Here is a 16,734-nt window from a genome sequence, read left to right on the forward strand (position 1 = left end):
ATGTCCACCGTCAACCTCGAGCATCTGGCCGGACGACGCGTTCTCTCGCGGCAAGGCGAAAGCATCGGCTATATCGAGGAGATACGAGCCGAACCGGCCGGCGACGACTTCGTCGTTACCGAATTCCATGTCGGTATCTACGCCGCTTTCGAGCGTCTCTCGGCCTCGACCATCGGCACGGCGGTGCTGGATTTCTTCCGGTTGCGCCGTCGCGACGGCCTGTACCGTATTCCCTGGGACAAGCTCGACATCTCCGATCCTGCACGGCCGCGGCTGCTGTGTTCGACAACGGAACTTTCCGGCATGAAGGGCGCCCCCGAATTTCATCCACGAGGGAGGCAGGATCGATGACGACCCAGGCGGACGGCCGCGCGAAAGTGCTCGAACCAAGGGTTGTCTGATGCTGTCTGCACTCAGGATGATGCGCCTTACCGCAGCAGGCTGGCTGCCAGGAACACCGCGGCCGCTATCAGCACGAAGGCCGCAATCATCATTAGCGGCCAGTTGCTGCGGGGCTGCAGTTCGGGCTCGTTCTCCACCGGCCGCATCGCGTTGGCGAAGCTGGCATCGTTTTCGAATTTTGGCCGGAGAGAACGCTGCGGACCTGCTTCAGTGACCGGGTTCTGCGTGTCCGCCGCCTCGGCGTCGGTCTCGAACGGGGCAACTGCAGGATCGAATCCGGGCGTTTTGTCCCGTGTGGCTCCGGCCTGAACTTCTCCCCTGGCTGCGGCAGGTGTGGAATTTGAAATCTTGGCCATGAACTCTCCTCGGAACCCAATTCGGCAAGTTCGCTCGGTCGACAGATTGACGCTCATGGGTCGCATTTAAAATCAAATCTCGCAGCCGCCGATTTGTTCCGCGCCGCGGTCCCGATGTTGAGGGTCTCCTGGCCGGCTGTGGGGCCTGTCCGAAGGCGCTTGCAGCGCATCGCACGGCGCCGGAACAAAGCCCATCCTGGCTTGTTAGGGCGCATCGTAAGTTCGCGCATCGACAAGGACAAAGCCAATGAAAACGCGACACCTTCTTGCCTCGCTCGCCGCTGCTTCCATGCTTATCGCAATGCCTGCTTTGGCTGCTTCCGACAGCGCTCAGGATTTCGTCGACAAGGCCGCCGTCGGCGGCAAGTTCGAGGTCGATTCGAGCAAGATTGCCCAGGACAAGGCCCAGGATCAAAGCATCAAGAATTTCGCGCAGACGATGATCCGGGACCATGGCGCGGCCAACGCCAAGCTGGAAACAATTGCCGGCGAACAGAAGTTGAAGGTGCCGACGGCGCTCGATGCGCAGCATCAGGCCGATCTGGATAAGCTCCAGAACGCACAGCCGCCAATCGATCCGGCCTATGTGGACATGCAGCGCAAGGCGCACGCCGATGCCGTCAATCTGTTTGAAAGCTACGCCCGCGACGGCGACAACGCGGCCCTCAAGACGTTCGCCCAGCAAACGGTCGGCACCTTGAAGATGCATCGGCAGATGATCGAAAAGATCGCCTCCGCCCAGGACTCCATCACGGGAGCGACAACGCCCGCGGTGAAAACCACGAACACACCCAATGCCGCGGCCCTGGTGCCCGGCGCAAACAGTTTCACCGAGCCCCAGGCAAAGAGCCGCATCGAGGATGCCGGCTATTCCAATGTGTCGAAGCTTGCCAAGGACGATCAAGGCATCTGGCGCGGGCAGGCGACCAAGTCAGGCCAAAGTGTCGCCGTCGGGCTCGACTATCAGGGCAACGTCGTCGCCGACAGCAAATGAGCACGATCAGGAGATATCAAAATGAAAACCGTAACTGCACTGTTCGACAACTATGACGACGCAGCCGACGCGGTCGGCGAACTGGAAGCGTCCGGAGTGCCACATTCCGATATCAGCATCATCGCCAACAACTCGGATGGCTGGTACGAGAGAGATCGTTCCGAAACCGCTGAAGATGCCGCGAGCGGCGCAGGGATAGGGGCCGTGGTCGGTGGCGCCGGCGGTTTGCTGACAGGGTTGGGCGTCATGGCCGTTCCGGGCGTCGGACCTGTGGTTGCGGCCGGATGGCTTGCCGCTACCGCCACCGGGGCGGTTGCCGGCGCGGTGGCTGGTGGTGCGGCGGGCGGTATCATTGGCGCTCTGACGGATTCGGGCGTTTCCGAAAACGATGCAAATGTCTATGCAGAGGGCGTACGTCGTGGCGGTACGCTGGTGACGGCCAAGGTGGACGATGGGCTTGTTCCGGAAGCCGAGGACATTCTGGGTCAGTCCAGCTCGGTTGACGTGATGGAACGCCGCAGGGCTTACGAGGCGGATGGCTGGACCGGCTTTGACGTCAACGCGGGCGACTATGTCCCTGAGCGCGACGGCGGCAGGGCAATAAACCGGCCCTGAAGAACAAGCCTGCCAGGGCGGCGGGGCACTTTGCAGCCAGGCCGGCGTGGGTGCCTCGCCCGAAATTTGATCTTCGGGACATGTGCGAGGGATGTTTGGACCGCTGATCGAGTTTGCTGTGGGCCACAGTAGCTACAATCAATCCTTGTCCTGATGATAGAGCCGATCGGTGGCTCGATCGCTTTCTCTGTGTTCTGCGGGACCGCGGCGACGTCGAGTGACAATGACGTAGGCCAGCAATACGAGCAGTAGCAATGGCCCGCCGGCGACGACGATCAACCACATGACGCTTTCAAACATGGGAGGTCTCCTTTCCCTCACAACCGGCAAGGAGAAGAACCGTTCCGCGCGTGGACGACGGCACCTGGATCAATCTGCCTTCAATTGCCGGCCACGTTCGTAGGTTCCGACGAGTTCCGCCTGCTCCAGCAAATGTTTTTGCGCCTCCTGCCAGATACGCTCCACGCCCGTGCTTGCGGGGATAGCAAGGTTCGGCGTGTCGAGCGCCGCCAGCCGGAAGTGGTAGTGATGGACACCGTGGCCCACAGGCGGTTCAGGGCCGTCGTAATAGGCGTTACCGAAATCGTTCCGCGCTTGCCTGAGGGCCTGTGGACCCGGTCTGCCGCTTTCCGCTTCGGGCAACTCCTGCACCTCCGGCGATATGTTGAACACCCCCCAATGGCCGAACATTCCGCTCGGCGCGTCGGGATCCTGGACGACAAGGACGAGGCTCTTTGTGCCGTCCGGTACCCCGGCCCACTTCAGAGGCGGAGATACGTTCTTGCCGTCACGAGTATAGGCTTCGGGGATCTCTCCGCCGTCGGCAAAGGCGGGGCTGCTGAGCGTCAGGGGCATGGTTGGCACTCCTTTGAGGGAACATTCGATCGCATCACCGCCGCGTCGCAAAGCGTGCCGGAATTGTTGCGGTCATCGAATTGCTTGCGAGCACGTTCCGGCGCGGCTCAAGCGCGCTGCGGCTCGAAAGGATTCTAAGATCCCGTCATAAGCGGCTTGAGGACGAATATGGCCAAGAGGCCAATAAAAAACACGGCGGCGATCACGACACCCCAGGTGATGAGCTTTCCGGTACCGCGTTGCTCTTCCTCGCGAGACAGGTCTTCCGGCATTGCGCGGATCCTCCTGTAAGGTTCGATGATTTTAACAACCTGTTTTGTCGAGGTCCCGGCAGCCAAATCCAGAGCAGGACCCGCAGTTCAACTCGAACGCACCCCGCTCTGGACAGGAAGGCTGCCGGGCGCTTAGCGCCGGGCTGCCCCGCGGCTAAGCGGCTTTCTCAAGAGCCCGCTCATTGACCCCGCCTTCGCCTAAGCCTGTAAGCGCTTCATCGGTTGCCACTTCCTCTTTGAGCGTCTCGTTGAGGAGCTTGACCGCGTCGCTCTTGCCAAGCTGTTCAGCCCACGCGATCAACGTGCCGTAGCGTGCGATTTCATAGTGCTCGACCGCCTGTGCCGCTCCGACCAGTCCTGCATCCAATGCTGGGTCGCCCTTATAGTCGTCGAGAATCTCCGAACCCTCTTCGAGAATGCCGTCGATTGCCGGACAGGTCTTGCCGCGGGCTGGCTTGTCCATCAGGTCGAACACCTGTTCGAGGCGGTCGACCTGGCCTTCGGTTTCCACGCGATGTTTCTCGAACGCCGCCGCGACCTCCTCGGACTCGGCACCCTTGGCCATCTTGGGCAGCGCCTTTAGTATTTTCTTTTCGGCGTAATAAATATCCTTCAGCCCGTCGAGGAACAGGGCTTCCAGCCCTTTCGTCGCCGCCTTCTTCGCAGTCGCCATGTCTTCGTCTCCCTAAGGTTGTCATGAAAGCTCCACCACCGGTGTAGCTTTCCATAACCTTGAACACGGGCCGTTGTTCCCGCCGGATCGAGACAAAGACAAGGACGGCCGTATCTCACACGATCGCACTGTCCCAGCTGACATAGTGCGCATCGCTTGACGCTGGCTGCGGTCCAGCTACCTCTCACCAGCCGGCTGGAGAGAGTGCGCAGCGGGTTTTCGACCTTCTAGTCTAGGTTCGGCCCGCACGCGTGCTGGCGGCCTTCTGCGCTGCTTTCTTTCTTCCGGCAGCACCCTTGGTGCGGACCGCCTTGCGTGCGGCGGCGGACCGGCCTGCAGTGCCCTTCGTCTCCGAGGCTTTCTTGGCTGCGGCCGAGCGCTCCTCGGCCGTCCGGCGCGACGCCGCCTGCTTGGTCTGTCTTGAAAGCGCCTCATGGGATGCCGTGTTCTTCGGCTCGTGCTCGAGAACCTCGGAAACGGCCTTCGAGACCTTGGGGCTGCGTTTTGGCTTACGTTCGCCCTGGCCAACTTCATAGGCGTATTCGGCGCTCTTGCGGGTGCTCTCCTTGACGCTTCGTTTCTTGGGCGGAGGCAGGTCGACGCCTGCGCGGCGCGCCTCCGAAAGACCGATGGCGATCGCCTGCTTGGTCGAGCGCGCGCCGTGCTTGCCGCGACGGACCTTCTCGATCTCGTCATGCACGAATTCGCCGGCCTGCGTGGTGGGCGATTTACCTTCGCGCTTGTCTTTTTTCGCTTTCTCGATGGTTTTCTTATCCGGCATCGCTTTCTCCTCGTTGGATACAGCGGGACAGATGGCGGTGCGACGTCGCGACCTCCAGAAAACCTAACGCATCGATGGCGCGAATGATCCGGAGGAAAAGAGACTTTCTCCGGCGACAATCTACAGATCGGCCGGACGCCACGAGAGCGCCGACAGCGTCGCGAGACAGAGTGCTGCAAATACAATCGCGGTATTTACCGCATGAGAATATTCCCATTGCTGCCTGAGCGCTTCCCAGTTTGCGGGAATTGTCGTCCAGTTCTGCGTCGCCTGGTTGGCAGGGAGCGTCCAGACAACGAAGATCGCGAGCATGATCGCGAAACACAGCGCCGCAAGCAGGGCGAGCCAAAAGGGCCAAGCCTGTGAGCGCACGGAGATCGCCAACAATGCGTTCACGATCAGCGCGGCAGGCCAGAGCAATCCAAGGATCGCCCATCCGTAATAGATGCCTTGGACGGTGAAATATTCCGGCTGCGGCAGAGATATCTTGTTGGGGAGAGCTGCGAGATGGGCCCCTGCCGGGATGAGCGCGAGGGCCGAAATGACAATGGCGAGAAATTGCAGAACCCTGACTGTCATGGAAGCTTCTCCGCGGAATGATTTTTAACGCGCCGACGACCCAATCGATCTGGCTCTCTGATGAGGCGTTGGCGCCGGCGTCACGCGGGCAGTTGGCGCAGGAACCATTGGATCGCGAGGTCCGCCACTTCTTCCATCGCGCCGGGCTCCTCGAACAGGTGCGTCGCAGCCGGAACGATGGCCAGCTCCTTTTCACACCGCAGCGCCGCGAACGCCGAACGGTTGAGCGCAATCACCTGCGTGTCTGCGCCGCCGACCACGAGCAGCGTTGGTGCCCGGACGCGGGGCAGGGCAGGTGCCGCAAGATCCGGACGCCCGCCGCGCGAGACGACGGCGGCCGCCCGATCCGGACGTTCGGCCGCAGCTATCAGCGCCGCGGCAGCCCCTGTGCTCGCGCCGAAATAACCGACGCGCAGCGCCGACGTTTCCTCGGACATGTGCAGCCAGTCGGTAACCTGAACCAGTCGATCGGCGAGCAAGCGGATGTCGAACCGCAACTCGGCGGTAATCTGGTCGATACGCTCCTCTTCGGTCGTCAACAGGTCGATGAGCAACGTGGCGAGTTCCGCCTCGTTCAACCGTCCGGCCACATAGCGGTTGCGCGGGCTGTGCCGGCTGCTGCCGCTGCCGTGAGCGAAGAGGACGAGCCCACGGGCTTCCTGCGGCAGCGACAGGTTGCCCGCGAGCATTGCGCCGCCGGCGGGAACCTGCACGGCCTTCTCGTTTGTCTTCAGGACTGAGACCATGGCGATCTCCATCTCAACTGGATCGGTCCCTAAACCCCGAACGGATAGGTCTCCGCGAGCTCGCCGGCGTCCCATTGCGAGCTGCGCTCCAGCGGCTCAACCGCCCGCGTCTCGTCGAAATGCAGCAGCATGTCGAATTGCGCGGCAAGGTCGGCATGGAAGTAGTGGCTGGCCCGTTCGGTCTCAGGCCGGTAGATGACGCCGATCGCGCGCTCCAGGAGCCGTCGCGGCAGGGCTTCGCCGTCGCCGCGCAGATCGAGCTGGAAGCGATCAGCCGGGACTGCATGCAGCAGCGCCTCATAGCTGCGCGCTAGGGCAGGCCGGACAACCTTGCGCTCCGCGGGGCCGTCCCAGTTCGATGCCGCCGTCACCGTTCCTTGATACGTCGTGAAGCCGACGAGGAAGGCGTCGCGCTGATGCTTTTCGCGGATAAGCTGTCCGAGGTTGATTTCGCCATGCAGGCTCCTGTCCGTCGCCCTGGCGTCGCCGAGATGGGAGTTATGCGCCCAAACCACGATCTTCGGCGGCCGCCCGAGCCGGCCGAGATGAGCGGTGAGAGCTTCGAACGTCTCGGCCATGTGCCGGTCACGCAGGTTCCAGGTCGATTCGGGCGCCAGGAACATGGCGCGATAATAGGCCTCCGCATTCTTCACCAGGCGGGCGTTTTGCTGCGCCGCGAAGAGTTCGTCCGCGATGGCGCCTTCGCGCGGCTCGGCCTTCGCCGGGCGCCGCTTCAGCATCTCGACCAGCTGTGCGACCACAGCCTCCTGGCAAGATTTATCGACCTCATTGCCGGCTATGAAGCCATAAGCCTGCGGGTCAGGGCCGAAATGGTCGAAACAGGCATAGCGGCGACGCGCGATCTCCGCCGCGGCCGGGTCGGCCTTTTCGAGATAGCGCAGCACAGCCTTCATCGCGCCATGCAGGGCATAGAGGTCGAGGCCGTAGAACCCGGCTTTCGGATTGCCCTTGCCGGGCGCTTCATTGTGCCGGCGCAGCCATTCGACAAAATCGACGACGACCCTGTTCCGCCACATCCAGATCGGGAAGCGCCGGAAATCGGCGAGCGCCTCTTCGGCGTCGATATCCTCGCCTGTTCCCTGAACATAGCGGTTGACCCGGTATGTGTCGGGCCAGTCGGCTTCGACAGCGACGGCGGCAAAACCCTGCTCCTCGATCAGCCGCCGCGTGATCCGCGCGCGCTCCTGATAGAATTCGTGTGTGCCGTGCGAAGCTTCACCGAGCAACACGAAGCGCGCCTCGCCGATCGCCGCCAAGAGCTCGTCGTAGTCTCGCGCGTCTCCGGAGAGCCGAACGACGTGCTTGTGCAATCGGTTTGCCGTATTCTGCGGCGCATCGTGGCCGGACGGTGCGGTTGGTCGCCCCGCCTTGGCGAGAAGGGCGCGGACCTCGTCGTCGCTGGTTTGGGAGAAATCTTCATACCAGCGCCCGACGCCGATGAGCGGCTGCGGCGTCGTCGCACAGACGACCTCGTCGGCCTCGCTCTCCATCGCCTCGCAGGTGTCGGGACTGCCGACCGGAACGGCCGCAACGATACGGGCAGGCCGCTTTCCGCGCAGCGCCCTGACCGCCGCGCGCATGGTCGACCCAGTGGCGAGCCCATCGTCCACGAGAATGACGATTCGATCCTCCACAAGGAGCGGTACCCGCTCGCCGCGATAGAGGTGCTCGCGGCGTAAAAGCTCCCTCTCCTCGCTGGCAGTGACCGCATCGATGACGTGGGCCGGCACAGCGAGGCCTTCCACGATCTCGTCGTTCAGGACGCGTACGCCGGAGGTCGCGATTGCGCCCATGGCCAACTCTTCGTAACCGGGAACGCCGAGCTTGCGTACGACGAAAACGTCGAGCGGTGCCTTCAATGCCTGTGCGACTTCGTAGGCGACAGGCACGCCGCCGCGCGGCAGCGCCAGCACGGTGACATCATCGCGCGCTGCGAAGTGGCCGAGCTTATCAGCGAGAACGCGTCCTGCCTCGCGACGATCCGAAAAGACAATAGTCATGATCTCAAGCCCAATATTTGCGTCGCGCCCACCCTTTGGAGTCCCGCTGCAAGGCTTTGATTGGCCGAGGCCACACGGGGCGGCAAGGCGTGGCGCAGGCACGTCATTGGCGTGTTCGTCGCCAAGAGTTCGAGCGGCGGGCATTCCCAAGCCATCCCCCACTGCGCCGATGCTCGGAAACGGCCTAATCCCCCAAGGGTTCCGTGTCGCTCCGGTGCGGCTAGTCCGGATCGCTCCAAAAGCGTTGCCTTTGTTTCCGGAGGGAACAAAGCGGCCTGCCGGAGATTGGGGCACGCAGGAGGAGTTTCCAATGGACAAGGAAGAACTCATAAAGCGACGAGCCTACGAGATCTGGGAGCGCGAAGGCCGCCCGCCGGGCCGAGAGCAGGAGCATTGGGACCAGGCCGTGCAGGAAATAGAGGCGGAAGGATCGGAAGCCGAGCGCGGTCCGGTGGTGCCCGATCCGACCATCGGCAGCGGGTCGGAGCCTCGAAGCTCCTGAAGCGACGTCACTTGCCGCCAAGGAGGAAAAATGCGTCGACCGACTGTTCATTCCGTCGACGCATTCGAGATGGCGTCTCGGTCAACGTCCGAGCAGCGCCCTGAGCCTGGCGAAGATATTGAAACCTTCGCCCATGGCGGCGCGCACGCGAACGGCGACCCACCCGGCTTTCATGGTCGCACCGACGTGGCAATCGCAGACGATGTTGTGCAACTGCCAGTTGGACAGTTCGAAAAAGCGCTTTGCCTCGCCATAGGTGTCGCCTTCCAGACCCTGCGCCCGCAGTATCGGATCTTCGAACGCGACGCTGATGGGGGATTGCACGCAGTAGGCGTTTTCGCGCATGTCGGGGCTCATATATTCGGTGCCCGGAAGCGCTCCGAGGCGCCGTTCAGGATGACGCTCAAGAAGACTTGCCCAGCGCTCCAGGCGTTGGTTCCGCGTCATTGTCGGGCACACCGTATCAACTTCCGCGATTGCGTGTAGTTGTTCGAGTGTATGGGACTTCATGGTCAGCTCCTGTTGATCCAGGTTCCTCCCGCTTCAAGGTGAGTCGCGAGATCACGACAGCGCGCTCGCCGTCGCCGCGCTCCGAACTCTTTGTTGTCGCTGAAGTTCCATCATTTTGAGAATTTGAAGGCTGGTGCGGCGGCAACTCGGCAAACCCCAGGGCCGTTGCGCCACCTCGGTCGGTGCTGGGTCAGCCCCTTCCAACTCCACGCTCCTGGCCCCGGCCGGCTTTCGGCGCAGGAGTGTCGGTGTTCAATGCTGGAGATCGTCGGGCGGGTCCTCCAGGCTCCTGCTGGGGTGAATTTCGTTCGAGAGGGGGATATCCATCGTGCAGATCACCTCGGCATCGGTGAAGCGCAGCGAGCCAGCTCCGCCGATCTCATAGGGCACCACCTTTTCGATCAGCTCGGATCCGAAGCCGCGTCGCGCAGGTATTGCTGCCGGACCATGCAGGTCCTCGATCCAGCGGATCTTCAGCTCCTGTCTGGCGGGCGTGCCACCCACTTTCCAGCTTACGCTGATTGATTTGTCGGCTGCCGACAGCGCGCCATATTTCATCGAGTTGGTGGCGAGTTCGTGGAACGCCAGGCCCAAGGTCTCCGCCGTCTTTCCGGACAAGGAAATATCCGGGCCATCTATGGTGAACTGATCTTCCGTCCGGCCGCCTTGGGACGCAAGCTCGTCAAGGACAAGCATGTCAAGCTGCACGGTGGCCGAGGCCGATCGCATCAGCACATTGTGCGTGCGTGCAAGCGCATTGATGCGGCCCTCGAGGTGAAAGGCATAGTCCTCGACATTGTTGCTGTTTTCAACCGACCGGCGAGCGATCGAACGGACAATGCTCAACGTGTTGCGAACGCGGTGCTGCAATTCGGCGGCAAATGCCTTCGTCGCCTGGAGGCGGTCGCGTGTGACCTGGAGTTCGGCTTCGAGCCGGGCGATATGATCGTCACGTTCGTCCATCTGTTCATCGACATGGCTGAGCCGCATCGACGCGGAAGCATCGCGTTCTTCGGCGGACACACCTTGCGGACGGGAGAATGTACCCGTGACGTCTTTCTTGGGAGGTCTTTTTCCAGCCACCTGTCAGTCTTTCAACCGTTCATCGATCATGCGCGGTGCCAAGCGCATCGTCTCGTCGGCCTTTGGCTCGCGTTCACGCGCCCAGGATTGGCTTTCGTGCCGCCGCGCGCGGTTTTCAGCCGGCGAAAATGATACCGTCGAGCCGGCAGGAGCATTAATGCCGCCGCTGTCGGCGGAAATATGGAGGGCGATCGCAGCGGCCCAGCGGATCGATCGTACCTGCCGATCCGCCGATCAAATCGCGCTTGGCCATCGCTCGCTACCGCCTCCGGTCACGCCGAACCGGCAGAAGCAGGCCAGGTTCCCTATGATGTTTCATTTTTGCGCTCCACTCGATGAGGCCGTGCCTGATCATGCAAAAGGCTCCCTGACGTCCAACAGATGAAGGTAATCAGGATTGAAAAAGGCCGCCGCCTCCAGTTTCGCCAGGTTCTTGATCGTTACAGTGCCGTTGTTGAACGAAATGAGGCCGTCGCGCCTGAGATCCTGAAGCGTACGGTTGATGTGCACGTTCGAAAGACCGAGCGTATCGCCCAGGGTCGCCTGGGTTACCGGTAGGGGATAGCTCTTGCCGGCCGTTTCACCAATTGCGTGAAGCCTGTGGAACAGCTCGCAAAAAAGGTGAGCCATCCGCTCATAAGCAGTCCGCTGGCCGATGTTGACGACCCATTCGCGGGTGATCGCCTCGTCGAGCAGCGTGGTCCACCAGAGCGCACGCGTAAGATTGGGATAGCTGTTGGTGAAGCCGAGGATGGCGCTCTGCGGGATCGCCGCAACCTTGGAGCGGCTGAGAGCACCGATCGAGTGGTCCATGCGCCGCAGCAGGAACACGTGAAGATCGCAAAGGTCGCCCGGCACCAAATAGGCAAGGATCTGTCGCCGACCGTCTTCGAGAATCTTGTAGCGGCAGGCAAATCCTTCGAGCAGCAGGTTGACCCCGCCTGTCCTGTCGCCCCTTTGGATGACGTCATCGCCGGCGGCGAATTCGGCGACCTTTGTTGTCGCGCTCTCGATGGCGTCGCATTCTTCCACGGACAGGACCGTGAAATTGGACAGCTTGCGGATAAGCGGGTGCCGCGCGGTCTTCGCTCTCAGGCCAACCGCCGGCTCGCTTCTCTCGTTCATCGCGTATCGTGTGCCGTCGCGGCAACGAACTCGACAATGCTGCCGAATTCCAGAGGCTTTTCAAATCGCCTGATCCCGCCGAGCTCTGCTGGTATGGCCGTCTGATCATAGCCGGTGGCGAAGGCGATCGGAACGCCTTTCGCCAACGACTCGCGGGCAATCTCGAATGTCTGCTCGCCGCGCAAGTTGATATCGAGAATCGCAAAATCGCATTGACCGCTGTTCAGCAATTCGATTGCGGGCTCGACCGTGGCGACCGGGCCGAGCACTGTCGCCCCTTGTGTGACGAGAGCCTTACGCAGGTCATCGGCGAGAAAATATTCGTCTTCCACGATCAAAACGCGAATCCCGCCCAGAAAGGCTGATTTCGCCGCTTCCCCGTCCATGGTGCAAGAGCTCTCCCTTTGCAGCGGCCATCACTTGGGACACTACACCGCAACCCGCTGCACTCCCAGTTATATTTCCACCGATGCAGCGGAGGTGAACTCCAAAGCCACCGCCAGCCCCTATTTTCCTGAATCGACATCTTTTTCGTCTGCCGTTTTAACAATTGTGATGGCAGGTTTCGGTGTCCGTCAACACAGTGAGAAAAACGGGGAAATAAGGAGGAGGAACCGATGCCTGTGATCGATATGACCTCGAAGGAACTGATCCGGGCCATCGATCACTACATCAATTCCCGCAGAAATCTCGAATGGCCAATTTCCACGGCGCAGGCGGTGTCAGCCATCCGTTACGAACTGCCAGAATGCACTCTCTCCGACAAAGAACTGGCGGACATTGTTGCCAGCTCAGCAATTCAAAAGCATCGCAACATCGCATTTGACCTGCAGTCGTAGCCATGCTCATGCATGTCGCCCAAAACGCCTCGGTTTGGAACAAAGACATGCATGAAAACAGAAACCTGACACAGGTCGCCCGCCTCGACGCATGCCGGGGCGGGCGCTTTGGAACATGCGGTCATTGAAGGACCTGGACGATTTTCCGGGTTTCCGGGTCGACCAGAACTGTTCGATTGTCGACCACGACGTAGCGGTATTTCACATCGGGAACTTCATGAAGTTCGACCGTATCAGGCACGGTGGATCCGACATTGAGTTCCACGCCGGGCAGTTGGACCGAGGCCAGCGGCTGCTTCTTCACATACTCCTTGATAACGGTTTCTTGCTCCGGCTGGATGACCACATCTTGCGCCGCGGCCGCTCCGGCCCCCGCAAGAAACAGGATGCCCACTGCCGTTCCCAGTAGATATTTTTCCACTTCTGTCTCCATCAGATGTTGGGCAGGGCGCCAAGCCGACGACGCCACCGGCGTTTCGGCAGGTGCGCCCCATGCGCCGAACTTCGCAAAATGCCGGCAGTTCCATCCGCTCCGGAATATATTAGCCTTCGGTGGAACAATCACGGGGTGGCAAAGTTTTGCCGCGAAGGGACTGCCATCCTAGGAGATTTCCCATGAGAACCACTCTGATCACCAGCATGTTAGCGCTTACCCTCGGATGTGGGGCGGCAATCGCGCAGACCCAGCAGCAGTCGGGCGAAGCGGCCCAATCGGGTGGGGCAGACACTTGCGCAGCCGGCTCGGCCAATTGCCAGAAGGGCGGCAGCACCGAGCAGCAGACGCAAGGCAAGGCCGGCATGAAGACCGACGAGCAGGCGCAAGGCAAAGCCGGAGCGAAGACCGATGAGCAGGCGCAGGGCAAGGCGGGCGTAAAGACCGACGAGCAGGCGCAAGGTAAGGCCGGCATGAAGACCGATGAGCAGGCGCAAGGCAAGGCCGGCATGAAGACCGACGAGCAGGCGCAAGGCAAAGCCGGAGCGAAGACCGACGAGCAGGCGCAAGGCAAGGCGGGCGTGAAGACCGATCAGCAGGCGCAAGGCAAGCCCCGCATGAAGACCGACGAGCAGGCGCAGGGCAAGGCCGGTACGACTACCGGTCAGCAAGCGCAGGGCAAGGCCGGTACGACTACCGATCAGCAAGCGCAGGGCAAGGCCGGTATGACGACCGACCAGCAGGCGCAGGGCAAGGCCGGTACGACTACCGATCAGCAAGCGCAGGGCAAGGCCGGTACGACTACCGACCAGAGTTCAACCGCTTCAATCAACAATATATCCGTCGAGCAGAAGACCGAAATCACCAACGTCATCCGCGAGACGAAGGTGGAACCGGTCTCGAACCTCGACGTGGACATTTCGGTCGGCGTGAAAGTGCCGAAGCAGAAGGTGCGGCTGCATCGACTTCCGCACCGGATCGTCGAAATCGTTCCTGCCTATGAGAGCTATGAATATTTCCTCCTGGCCGATGGCAGGATTGTTATTGTCGATCCGAACTCATATGAGATCGTCGCTATCCTGAGTTAGGAACCGAGCCGACTAACAAAAGCCCGCTCTCCATCGAAAGCGGGCTTTTGCGGCGCCTTCGGGCTCGAAAAATGTCAGTCGTGCGTCCCCTATTCACTCCGCTGCCATGTCGGGTGCCCGGCTTCGTACCGGGCCTAGCGCGTCGGCGTTCTGCACCAGTGCGCGCATGTAGCCCAATGCGAAGGCCTTGCCGGCGTGCCATGGCGCGTCGCAGGCCATCTCAGGCGTGTGATCGGGTATCATGACGCCTTGATAATTCTCGTCGCGCAGAATGCGCACGATCTCGGCCATGTCGATGTCGCCGTCGTCGACGAAGGTTTCGTGATATTTCGGCACTTTGCCCCGCACATTGCGGAAATGGATATAGCCGATGCGGCCACGCCGCGCGAAACGGCGCACATGGCTGTAGATCTCCTCGGTCTGCGGCATCTCCTGCAGCGAGCCGAGGCAGAGCTCCAGCCCGTTGGCGGGCGAGTCGACGATATCCATCAGCCGATCATATTTCTGCGGCCGGTTGACGAGGCGCGCCGTGCCGCGCAGCGCCTCGGCGGGTGGATCGTCCGGATGCGCAGCCATCACGACGCCGGCCTCTTCGGCCACCGGTACGATTTCGCGCAGAAAGACGCCAAGCCGTTCCCACAGTTCTTCTTGCGAGACCCTGACAGGCGCGGCGCCGGCTCGGCCCGGCCGGTAGCGCATATTCCAGACCACTCCGTCGGGCAGCGGCAGGTCGGGATCGATATTGGACAAATCGAGCCCCACGGACATGGCGTCGCCGCGCGCGAATGGCCCGCGCTGCCAGCCCCACACGCCCGCGATCGAGAAGTTGTAGCCTATGCAGGGAATGCCGGCCCGGCCGGCGTCACGCACCAGGCGCTTGAGGCCGTCGAGCTGCCTCGACCGATCGGGGCCGCCGAGCAGCACGTCGGACCAGAAGCGCGGCGACAGGTTTTCGATGCCGGCGATCTCCAGGCCGTTGTCGCGTACGGTTTTCACCAGTCCGGTGAAATCCTCGTAGCTCCACAATCCATCCGTTGAACAATCGCCCCAGCCATCCGTTTCGGTGCCGGCCGACAGCGAGGGATCGCGGCCGCGAAAATAGTTGGTCAGATGCGCAACGACATGCGTTGCGCCGGCCTGCCGGGCAAAGCGGAAATTCTCCGGCGTCAGCGAATCGCGATAGAGGCCAAGTCCGATCTTCATCCGCGTTACCCTACTTGACGCCGATGCCGGCGGTGAGGCCGCCATCGATCTTGTAGTCAGCGCCGGTGCAGAAGCCGGCTTTCGATGAACACAGGAAAGCGATGAGTTCCGCCACTTCCTCCGGCTCGCCGATACGGCCGAGCGGATGGGCGGCGCCGAAGCGCCTGTAGGCTTCTTCGACATCGGCGTCGCTGCCATTGTCGCCACGCGCCGCCTTCTCGAGGATTGGCGTGCGGATCGAGCCCGGGCTGACCGAATTGACCCGGATGCCGGCCGCGGCATAGTCGAGCGCCAGCGAACGCGTCAACGTGTGGATGGCGCCCTTGGTTGTGGCATAGGCTGCGACGTTCTGCTGGCAGGCGAACCCCTGCACCGAGGCGACATTGACGATGGCACCGCCGCCTCGGCGGATCATTTCGGGAATGCCGAAATGCGCGGTCAGGTAGATCGACCCGACATTGACCGTCATCGCCCGGTTCCAGGTTTCCCAGTCGGTGGTGGTCGCCGTGCCGTAGGGGTGGACCGCCGCCGAATTGACGATGATGTCGATGCCGCCGAACCTCGCGACGCCCGCTGCGACCGCGTCGCGCACCTGGTCGGAAACGGAGACATCCACCGTTTGCACCAGCGCATTCGCTCCGGCCTTGGCGAGGTTCTCCTGCATGGCGGCATTGGCCGCCCGGTCGATGCCGCAGGCGATGATCGCAGCGCCGCCTTGCGCCAGGCGACTCGCAGTGGCGAGCGCGATGCCGGTCGTGCCGGTGATCAGCGCCACCTTGTTCTCAAAATCAGACATGATGCAAATCCTTGGAAGATGCCGGACCCGGATGCACCGGGTTTGCCGCCGACATACGGGCGTTTTCGAGGTCGTCGGGAACGAAGCGCAAGCCGAAATCGAGATGCCGGCTCATCAGGTAGCAGTAGGCAATGCGGTCGCGCGCGCGCAGCGCCGCGATGATCTCGCCATGCGCGTGGCGTGTTTCGCTCAGCACCGGCCGGATGGATTTGCCGACGGTCATGATGTGCAGGATGACCGGCGACAGGAACTGATAAGTCTGCACCAGCATGCGGTTGCCGGCGAGCTTCATCAGCGCCAGATGGAAATCGAAATCGCGTTGCGCGGCTTCCTGGACATCCTTGCTGGTCTCGATCAGGCCATTGACCTCGTCCAGGGCTTCAAGTTCGGCGGCGCTGGCATTGAGGATGATGTGGTCGCCGACGCTCACTTCGATGATGCGGCGAAATCCTTGTATGTCGTGAAAGGACGTTTTCGATATGTCCATTTGCGCGGCGAAAAAATTCTGGATCGCGACATTCTGGCGATCGGCGAGCACCGCGCCGACGCGCGGCTTGGGATCGATCAGCCCATAGGTTCGGATGGTGCGCAGCGCCTCGCGTATCGTGTTGCGGCTGGCGCCGAACAGTTCGCCAAGCTCCCGTTCGGTGGGCAGCACATCGCCGATGGACATGGCGCGATTGCGGATGAGGTCGAGGATCTGCCGCACGGTCTGGTCGACGGCGGAACTGCTGATCCCGGCTTCGTCTGCCGCCTCCATCGAATCGTGGCTCGCCTGTTCCACCGCAGAACTCCTTGCTATTTGTTGGACCACCCTAGGGCTCGATCCACAGGAAATCAACTGTATGGCGACGGAGAGGT

General features: G+C 61.8%; 24 protein-coding genes. 7 read left to right on the plus strand and 17 right to left on the minus strand.

Features of this window, described 5'->3' with window-relative positions; all coding sequences use genetic code 11:
• A complete protein-coding gene (locus FJ940_RS04260) occupies positions 1–351 on the plus strand; it encodes a hypothetical protein (protein ID WP_140497446.1) in 351 nt (116 codons plus the stop codon).
• A gap of 77 nt (positions 352–428) precedes the next feature.
• Here FJ940_RS04260 and FJ940_RS04265 read toward each other — a convergent pair whose 3' ends face one another.
• Positions 429–758 carry a hypothetical protein gene (locus tag FJ940_RS04265; RefSeq protein ID WP_140655472.1) on the minus strand — a complete coding sequence of 110 codons (330 nt, stop codon included), beginning with the start codon at positions 756–758 and terminating at the stop codon, positions 429–431.
• Between the two features lie 247 nt (positions 759–1,005).
• Here FJ940_RS04265 and FJ940_RS04270 point away from each other — a divergent pair, with 247 nt between their 5' ends.
• Complete coding sequence (locus tag FJ940_RS04270) at positions 1,006–1,752, plus strand: DUF4142 domain-containing protein (protein WP_140623783.1); 747 nt, start codon at positions 1,006–1,008, stop codon at positions 1,750–1,752.
• Between the two features lie 21 nt (positions 1,753–1,773).
• The gene (locus FJ940_RS04275) at positions 1,774–2,367 is read left to right on the plus strand and encodes a general stress protein (RefSeq protein ID WP_140623781.1); all 594 of its coding nucleotides are present in this window, start codon (positions 1,774–1,776) and stop codon (positions 2,365–2,367) included.
• 138 nt (positions 2,368–2,505) lie between these two features.
• On the opposite strand, the gene FJ940_RS04280 is transcribed toward FJ940_RS04275, so the two are convergent.
• The 8 genes from FJ940_RS04280 to FJ940_RS04310 all read right to left on the minus strand — a co-directional run bounded on the left by FJ940_RS04280 (position 2,506) and on the right by FJ940_RS04310 (position 8,294).
• On the minus strand, positions 2,506–2,667 hold the full coding sequence (locus tag FJ940_RS04280; RefSeq protein WP_140655475.1) for a hypothetical protein: 162 nt from the start codon (positions 2,665–2,667) through the stop codon (positions 2,506–2,508).
• 69 nt (positions 2,668–2,736) lie between these two features.
• On the minus strand, positions 2,737–3,222 hold the full coding sequence (locus tag FJ940_RS04285; protein ID WP_140525118.1) for a YbhB/YbcL family Raf kinase inhibitor-like protein: 486 nt from the start codon (positions 3,220–3,222) through the stop codon (positions 2,737–2,739).
• A gap of 134 nt (positions 3,223–3,356) precedes the next feature.
• Complete coding sequence (locus FJ940_RS28375) at positions 3,357–3,494, minus strand: hypothetical protein (RefSeq protein WP_181167175.1); 138 nt, start codon at positions 3,492–3,494, stop codon at positions 3,357–3,359.
• A 154-nt stretch (positions 3,495–3,648) separates the two neighbouring features.
• Positions 3,649–4,167, minus strand: a complete 519-nt coding sequence (locus FJ940_RS04290; RefSeq protein WP_140497458.1) for a ferritin-like domain-containing protein — start codon at positions 4,165–4,167, stop codon at positions 3,649–3,651.
• A 232-nt stretch (positions 4,168–4,399) separates the two neighbouring features.
• A complete protein-coding gene (locus tag FJ940_RS04295) occupies positions 4,400–4,948 on the minus strand; it encodes a DUF6496 domain-containing protein (protein WP_140655477.1) in 549 nt (182 codons plus the stop codon).
• 120 nt (positions 4,949–5,068) lie between these two features.
• Positions 5,069–5,527: a DUF1772 domain-containing protein gene (locus FJ940_RS04300; protein ID WP_140515222.1), complete on the minus strand. Its 459-nt coding sequence runs from the start codon at positions 5,525–5,527 to the stop codon at positions 5,069–5,071.
• A gap of 80 nt (positions 5,528–5,607) precedes the next feature.
• Entirely contained in the window at positions 5,608–6,273 is a 666-nt protein-coding gene (locus FJ940_RS04305) for a dienelactone hydrolase family protein (protein WP_140650287.1), read from the minus strand.
• 29 nt (positions 6,274–6,302) lie between these two features.
• On the minus strand, positions 6,303–8,294 hold the full coding sequence (locus tag FJ940_RS04310) for an erythromycin esterase family protein (RefSeq protein ID WP_246670974.1): 1,992 nt from the start codon (positions 8,292–8,294) through the stop codon (positions 6,303–6,305).
• Between the two features lie 310 nt (positions 8,295–8,604).
• Between FJ940_RS04310 and FJ940_RS04315 the strand changes: the two genes are divergently transcribed.
• Entirely contained in the window at positions 8,605–8,796 is a 192-nt protein-coding gene (locus FJ940_RS04315; protein WP_140497466.1) for a DUF2934 domain-containing protein, read from the plus strand.
• Between the two features lie 81 nt (positions 8,797–8,877).
• Here the strand turns inward: FJ940_RS04315 and FJ940_RS04320 are convergent, their stop codons facing one another.
• Positions 8,878–9,306 carry a hypothetical protein gene (locus FJ940_RS04320; RefSeq protein ID WP_140515225.1) on the minus strand — a complete coding sequence of 143 codons (429 nt, stop codon included), beginning with the start codon at positions 9,304–9,306 and terminating at the stop codon, positions 8,878–8,880.
• Between the two features lie 252 nt (positions 9,307–9,558).
• Positions 9,559–9,900 carry a sensor histidine kinase gene (locus tag FJ940_RS28670; protein WP_224519092.1) on the minus strand — a complete coding sequence of 114 codons (342 nt, stop codon included), beginning with the start codon at positions 9,898–9,900 and terminating at the stop codon, positions 9,559–9,561.
• On the opposite strand from FJ940_RS28670, the gene FJ940_RS28675 reads away from it, so the two are divergent.
• Positions 9,883–10,521 (plus strand): hypothetical protein, encoded by a 639-nt coding sequence (locus FJ940_RS28675; protein WP_246670975.1) that lies wholly within the window; start codon positions 9,883–9,885, stop codon positions 10,519–10,521. The two genes, FJ940_RS28670 and FJ940_RS28675, sit on opposite strands and share 18 nt — an antisense overlap.
• 219 nt (positions 10,522–10,740) lie before the next feature.
• On the opposite strand, the gene FJ940_RS04330 is transcribed toward FJ940_RS28675, so the two are convergent.
• Positions 10,741–11,514: a Crp/Fnr family transcriptional regulator gene (locus FJ940_RS04330; RefSeq protein ID WP_140497473.1), complete on the minus strand. Its 774-nt coding sequence runs from the start codon at positions 11,512–11,514 to the stop codon at positions 10,741–10,743.
• A complete protein-coding gene (locus FJ940_RS04335) occupies positions 11,511–11,900 on the minus strand; it encodes a response regulator (RefSeq protein WP_140655479.1) in 390 nt (129 codons plus the stop codon). The genes FJ940_RS04330 and FJ940_RS04335 overlap by 4 nt, the downstream gene beginning before the upstream one ends.
• A 231-nt stretch (positions 11,901–12,131) precedes the next feature.
• Between FJ940_RS04335 and FJ940_RS04340 the strand changes: the two genes are divergently transcribed.
• Positions 12,132–12,353 carry a hypothetical protein gene (locus tag FJ940_RS04340; RefSeq protein WP_140497477.1) on the plus strand — a complete coding sequence of 74 codons (222 nt, stop codon included), beginning with the start codon at positions 12,132–12,134 and terminating at the stop codon, positions 12,351–12,353.
• 121 nt (positions 12,354–12,474) lie between these two features.
• Here FJ940_RS04340 and FJ940_RS04345 read toward each other — a convergent pair whose 3' ends face one another.
• A complete protein-coding gene (locus FJ940_RS04345; RefSeq protein WP_224519082.1) occupies positions 12,475–12,774 on the minus strand; it encodes a DUF1236 domain-containing protein in 300 nt (99 codons plus the stop codon).
• Positions 12,775–12,968: 194 nt separating this feature from the next.
• Between FJ940_RS04345 and FJ940_RS04350 the strand changes: the two genes are divergently transcribed.
• Positions 12,969–13,874 carry a DUF1236 domain-containing protein gene (locus tag FJ940_RS04350; RefSeq protein ID WP_140655481.1) on the plus strand — a complete coding sequence of 302 codons (906 nt, stop codon included), beginning with the start codon at positions 12,969–12,971 and terminating at the stop codon, positions 13,872–13,874.
• 93 nt (positions 13,875–13,967) lie between these two features.
• Here FJ940_RS04350 and FJ940_RS04355 read toward each other — a convergent pair whose 3' ends face one another.
• Genes FJ940_RS04355 through FJ940_RS04365 form a run of 3 tightly spaced genes read right to left on the minus strand, consistent with a single transcriptional unit; the run spans position 13,968 to position 16,657 of the window.
• The gene (locus FJ940_RS04355; RefSeq protein ID WP_140515229.1) at positions 13,968–15,077 is read right to left on the minus strand and encodes a mannonate dehydratase; all 1,110 of its coding nucleotides are present in this window, start codon (positions 15,075–15,077) and stop codon (positions 13,968–13,970) included.
• Positions 15,078–15,087: 10 nt separating this feature from the next.
• Positions 15,088–15,873, minus strand: a complete 786-nt coding sequence (locus tag FJ940_RS04360; protein ID WP_140515230.1) for an SDR family oxidoreductase — start codon at positions 15,871–15,873, stop codon at positions 15,088–15,090.
• The gene (locus tag FJ940_RS04365; protein ID WP_224671760.1) at positions 15,866–16,657 is read right to left on the minus strand and encodes a FadR/GntR family transcriptional regulator; all 792 of its coding nucleotides are present in this window, start codon (positions 16,655–16,657) and stop codon (positions 15,866–15,868) included. Before FJ940_RS04365 ends, FJ940_RS04360 begins: the two co-directional genes overlap by 8 nt.
• Between the last annotated feature and the right edge of the window lie 77 nt (positions 16,658–16,734).

The organism is Mesorhizobium sp. B2-3-7 (assembly GCF_006442695.1).
GTDB lineage: Bacteria > Pseudomonadota > Alphaproteobacteria > Rhizobiales > Rhizobiaceae > Mesorhizobium.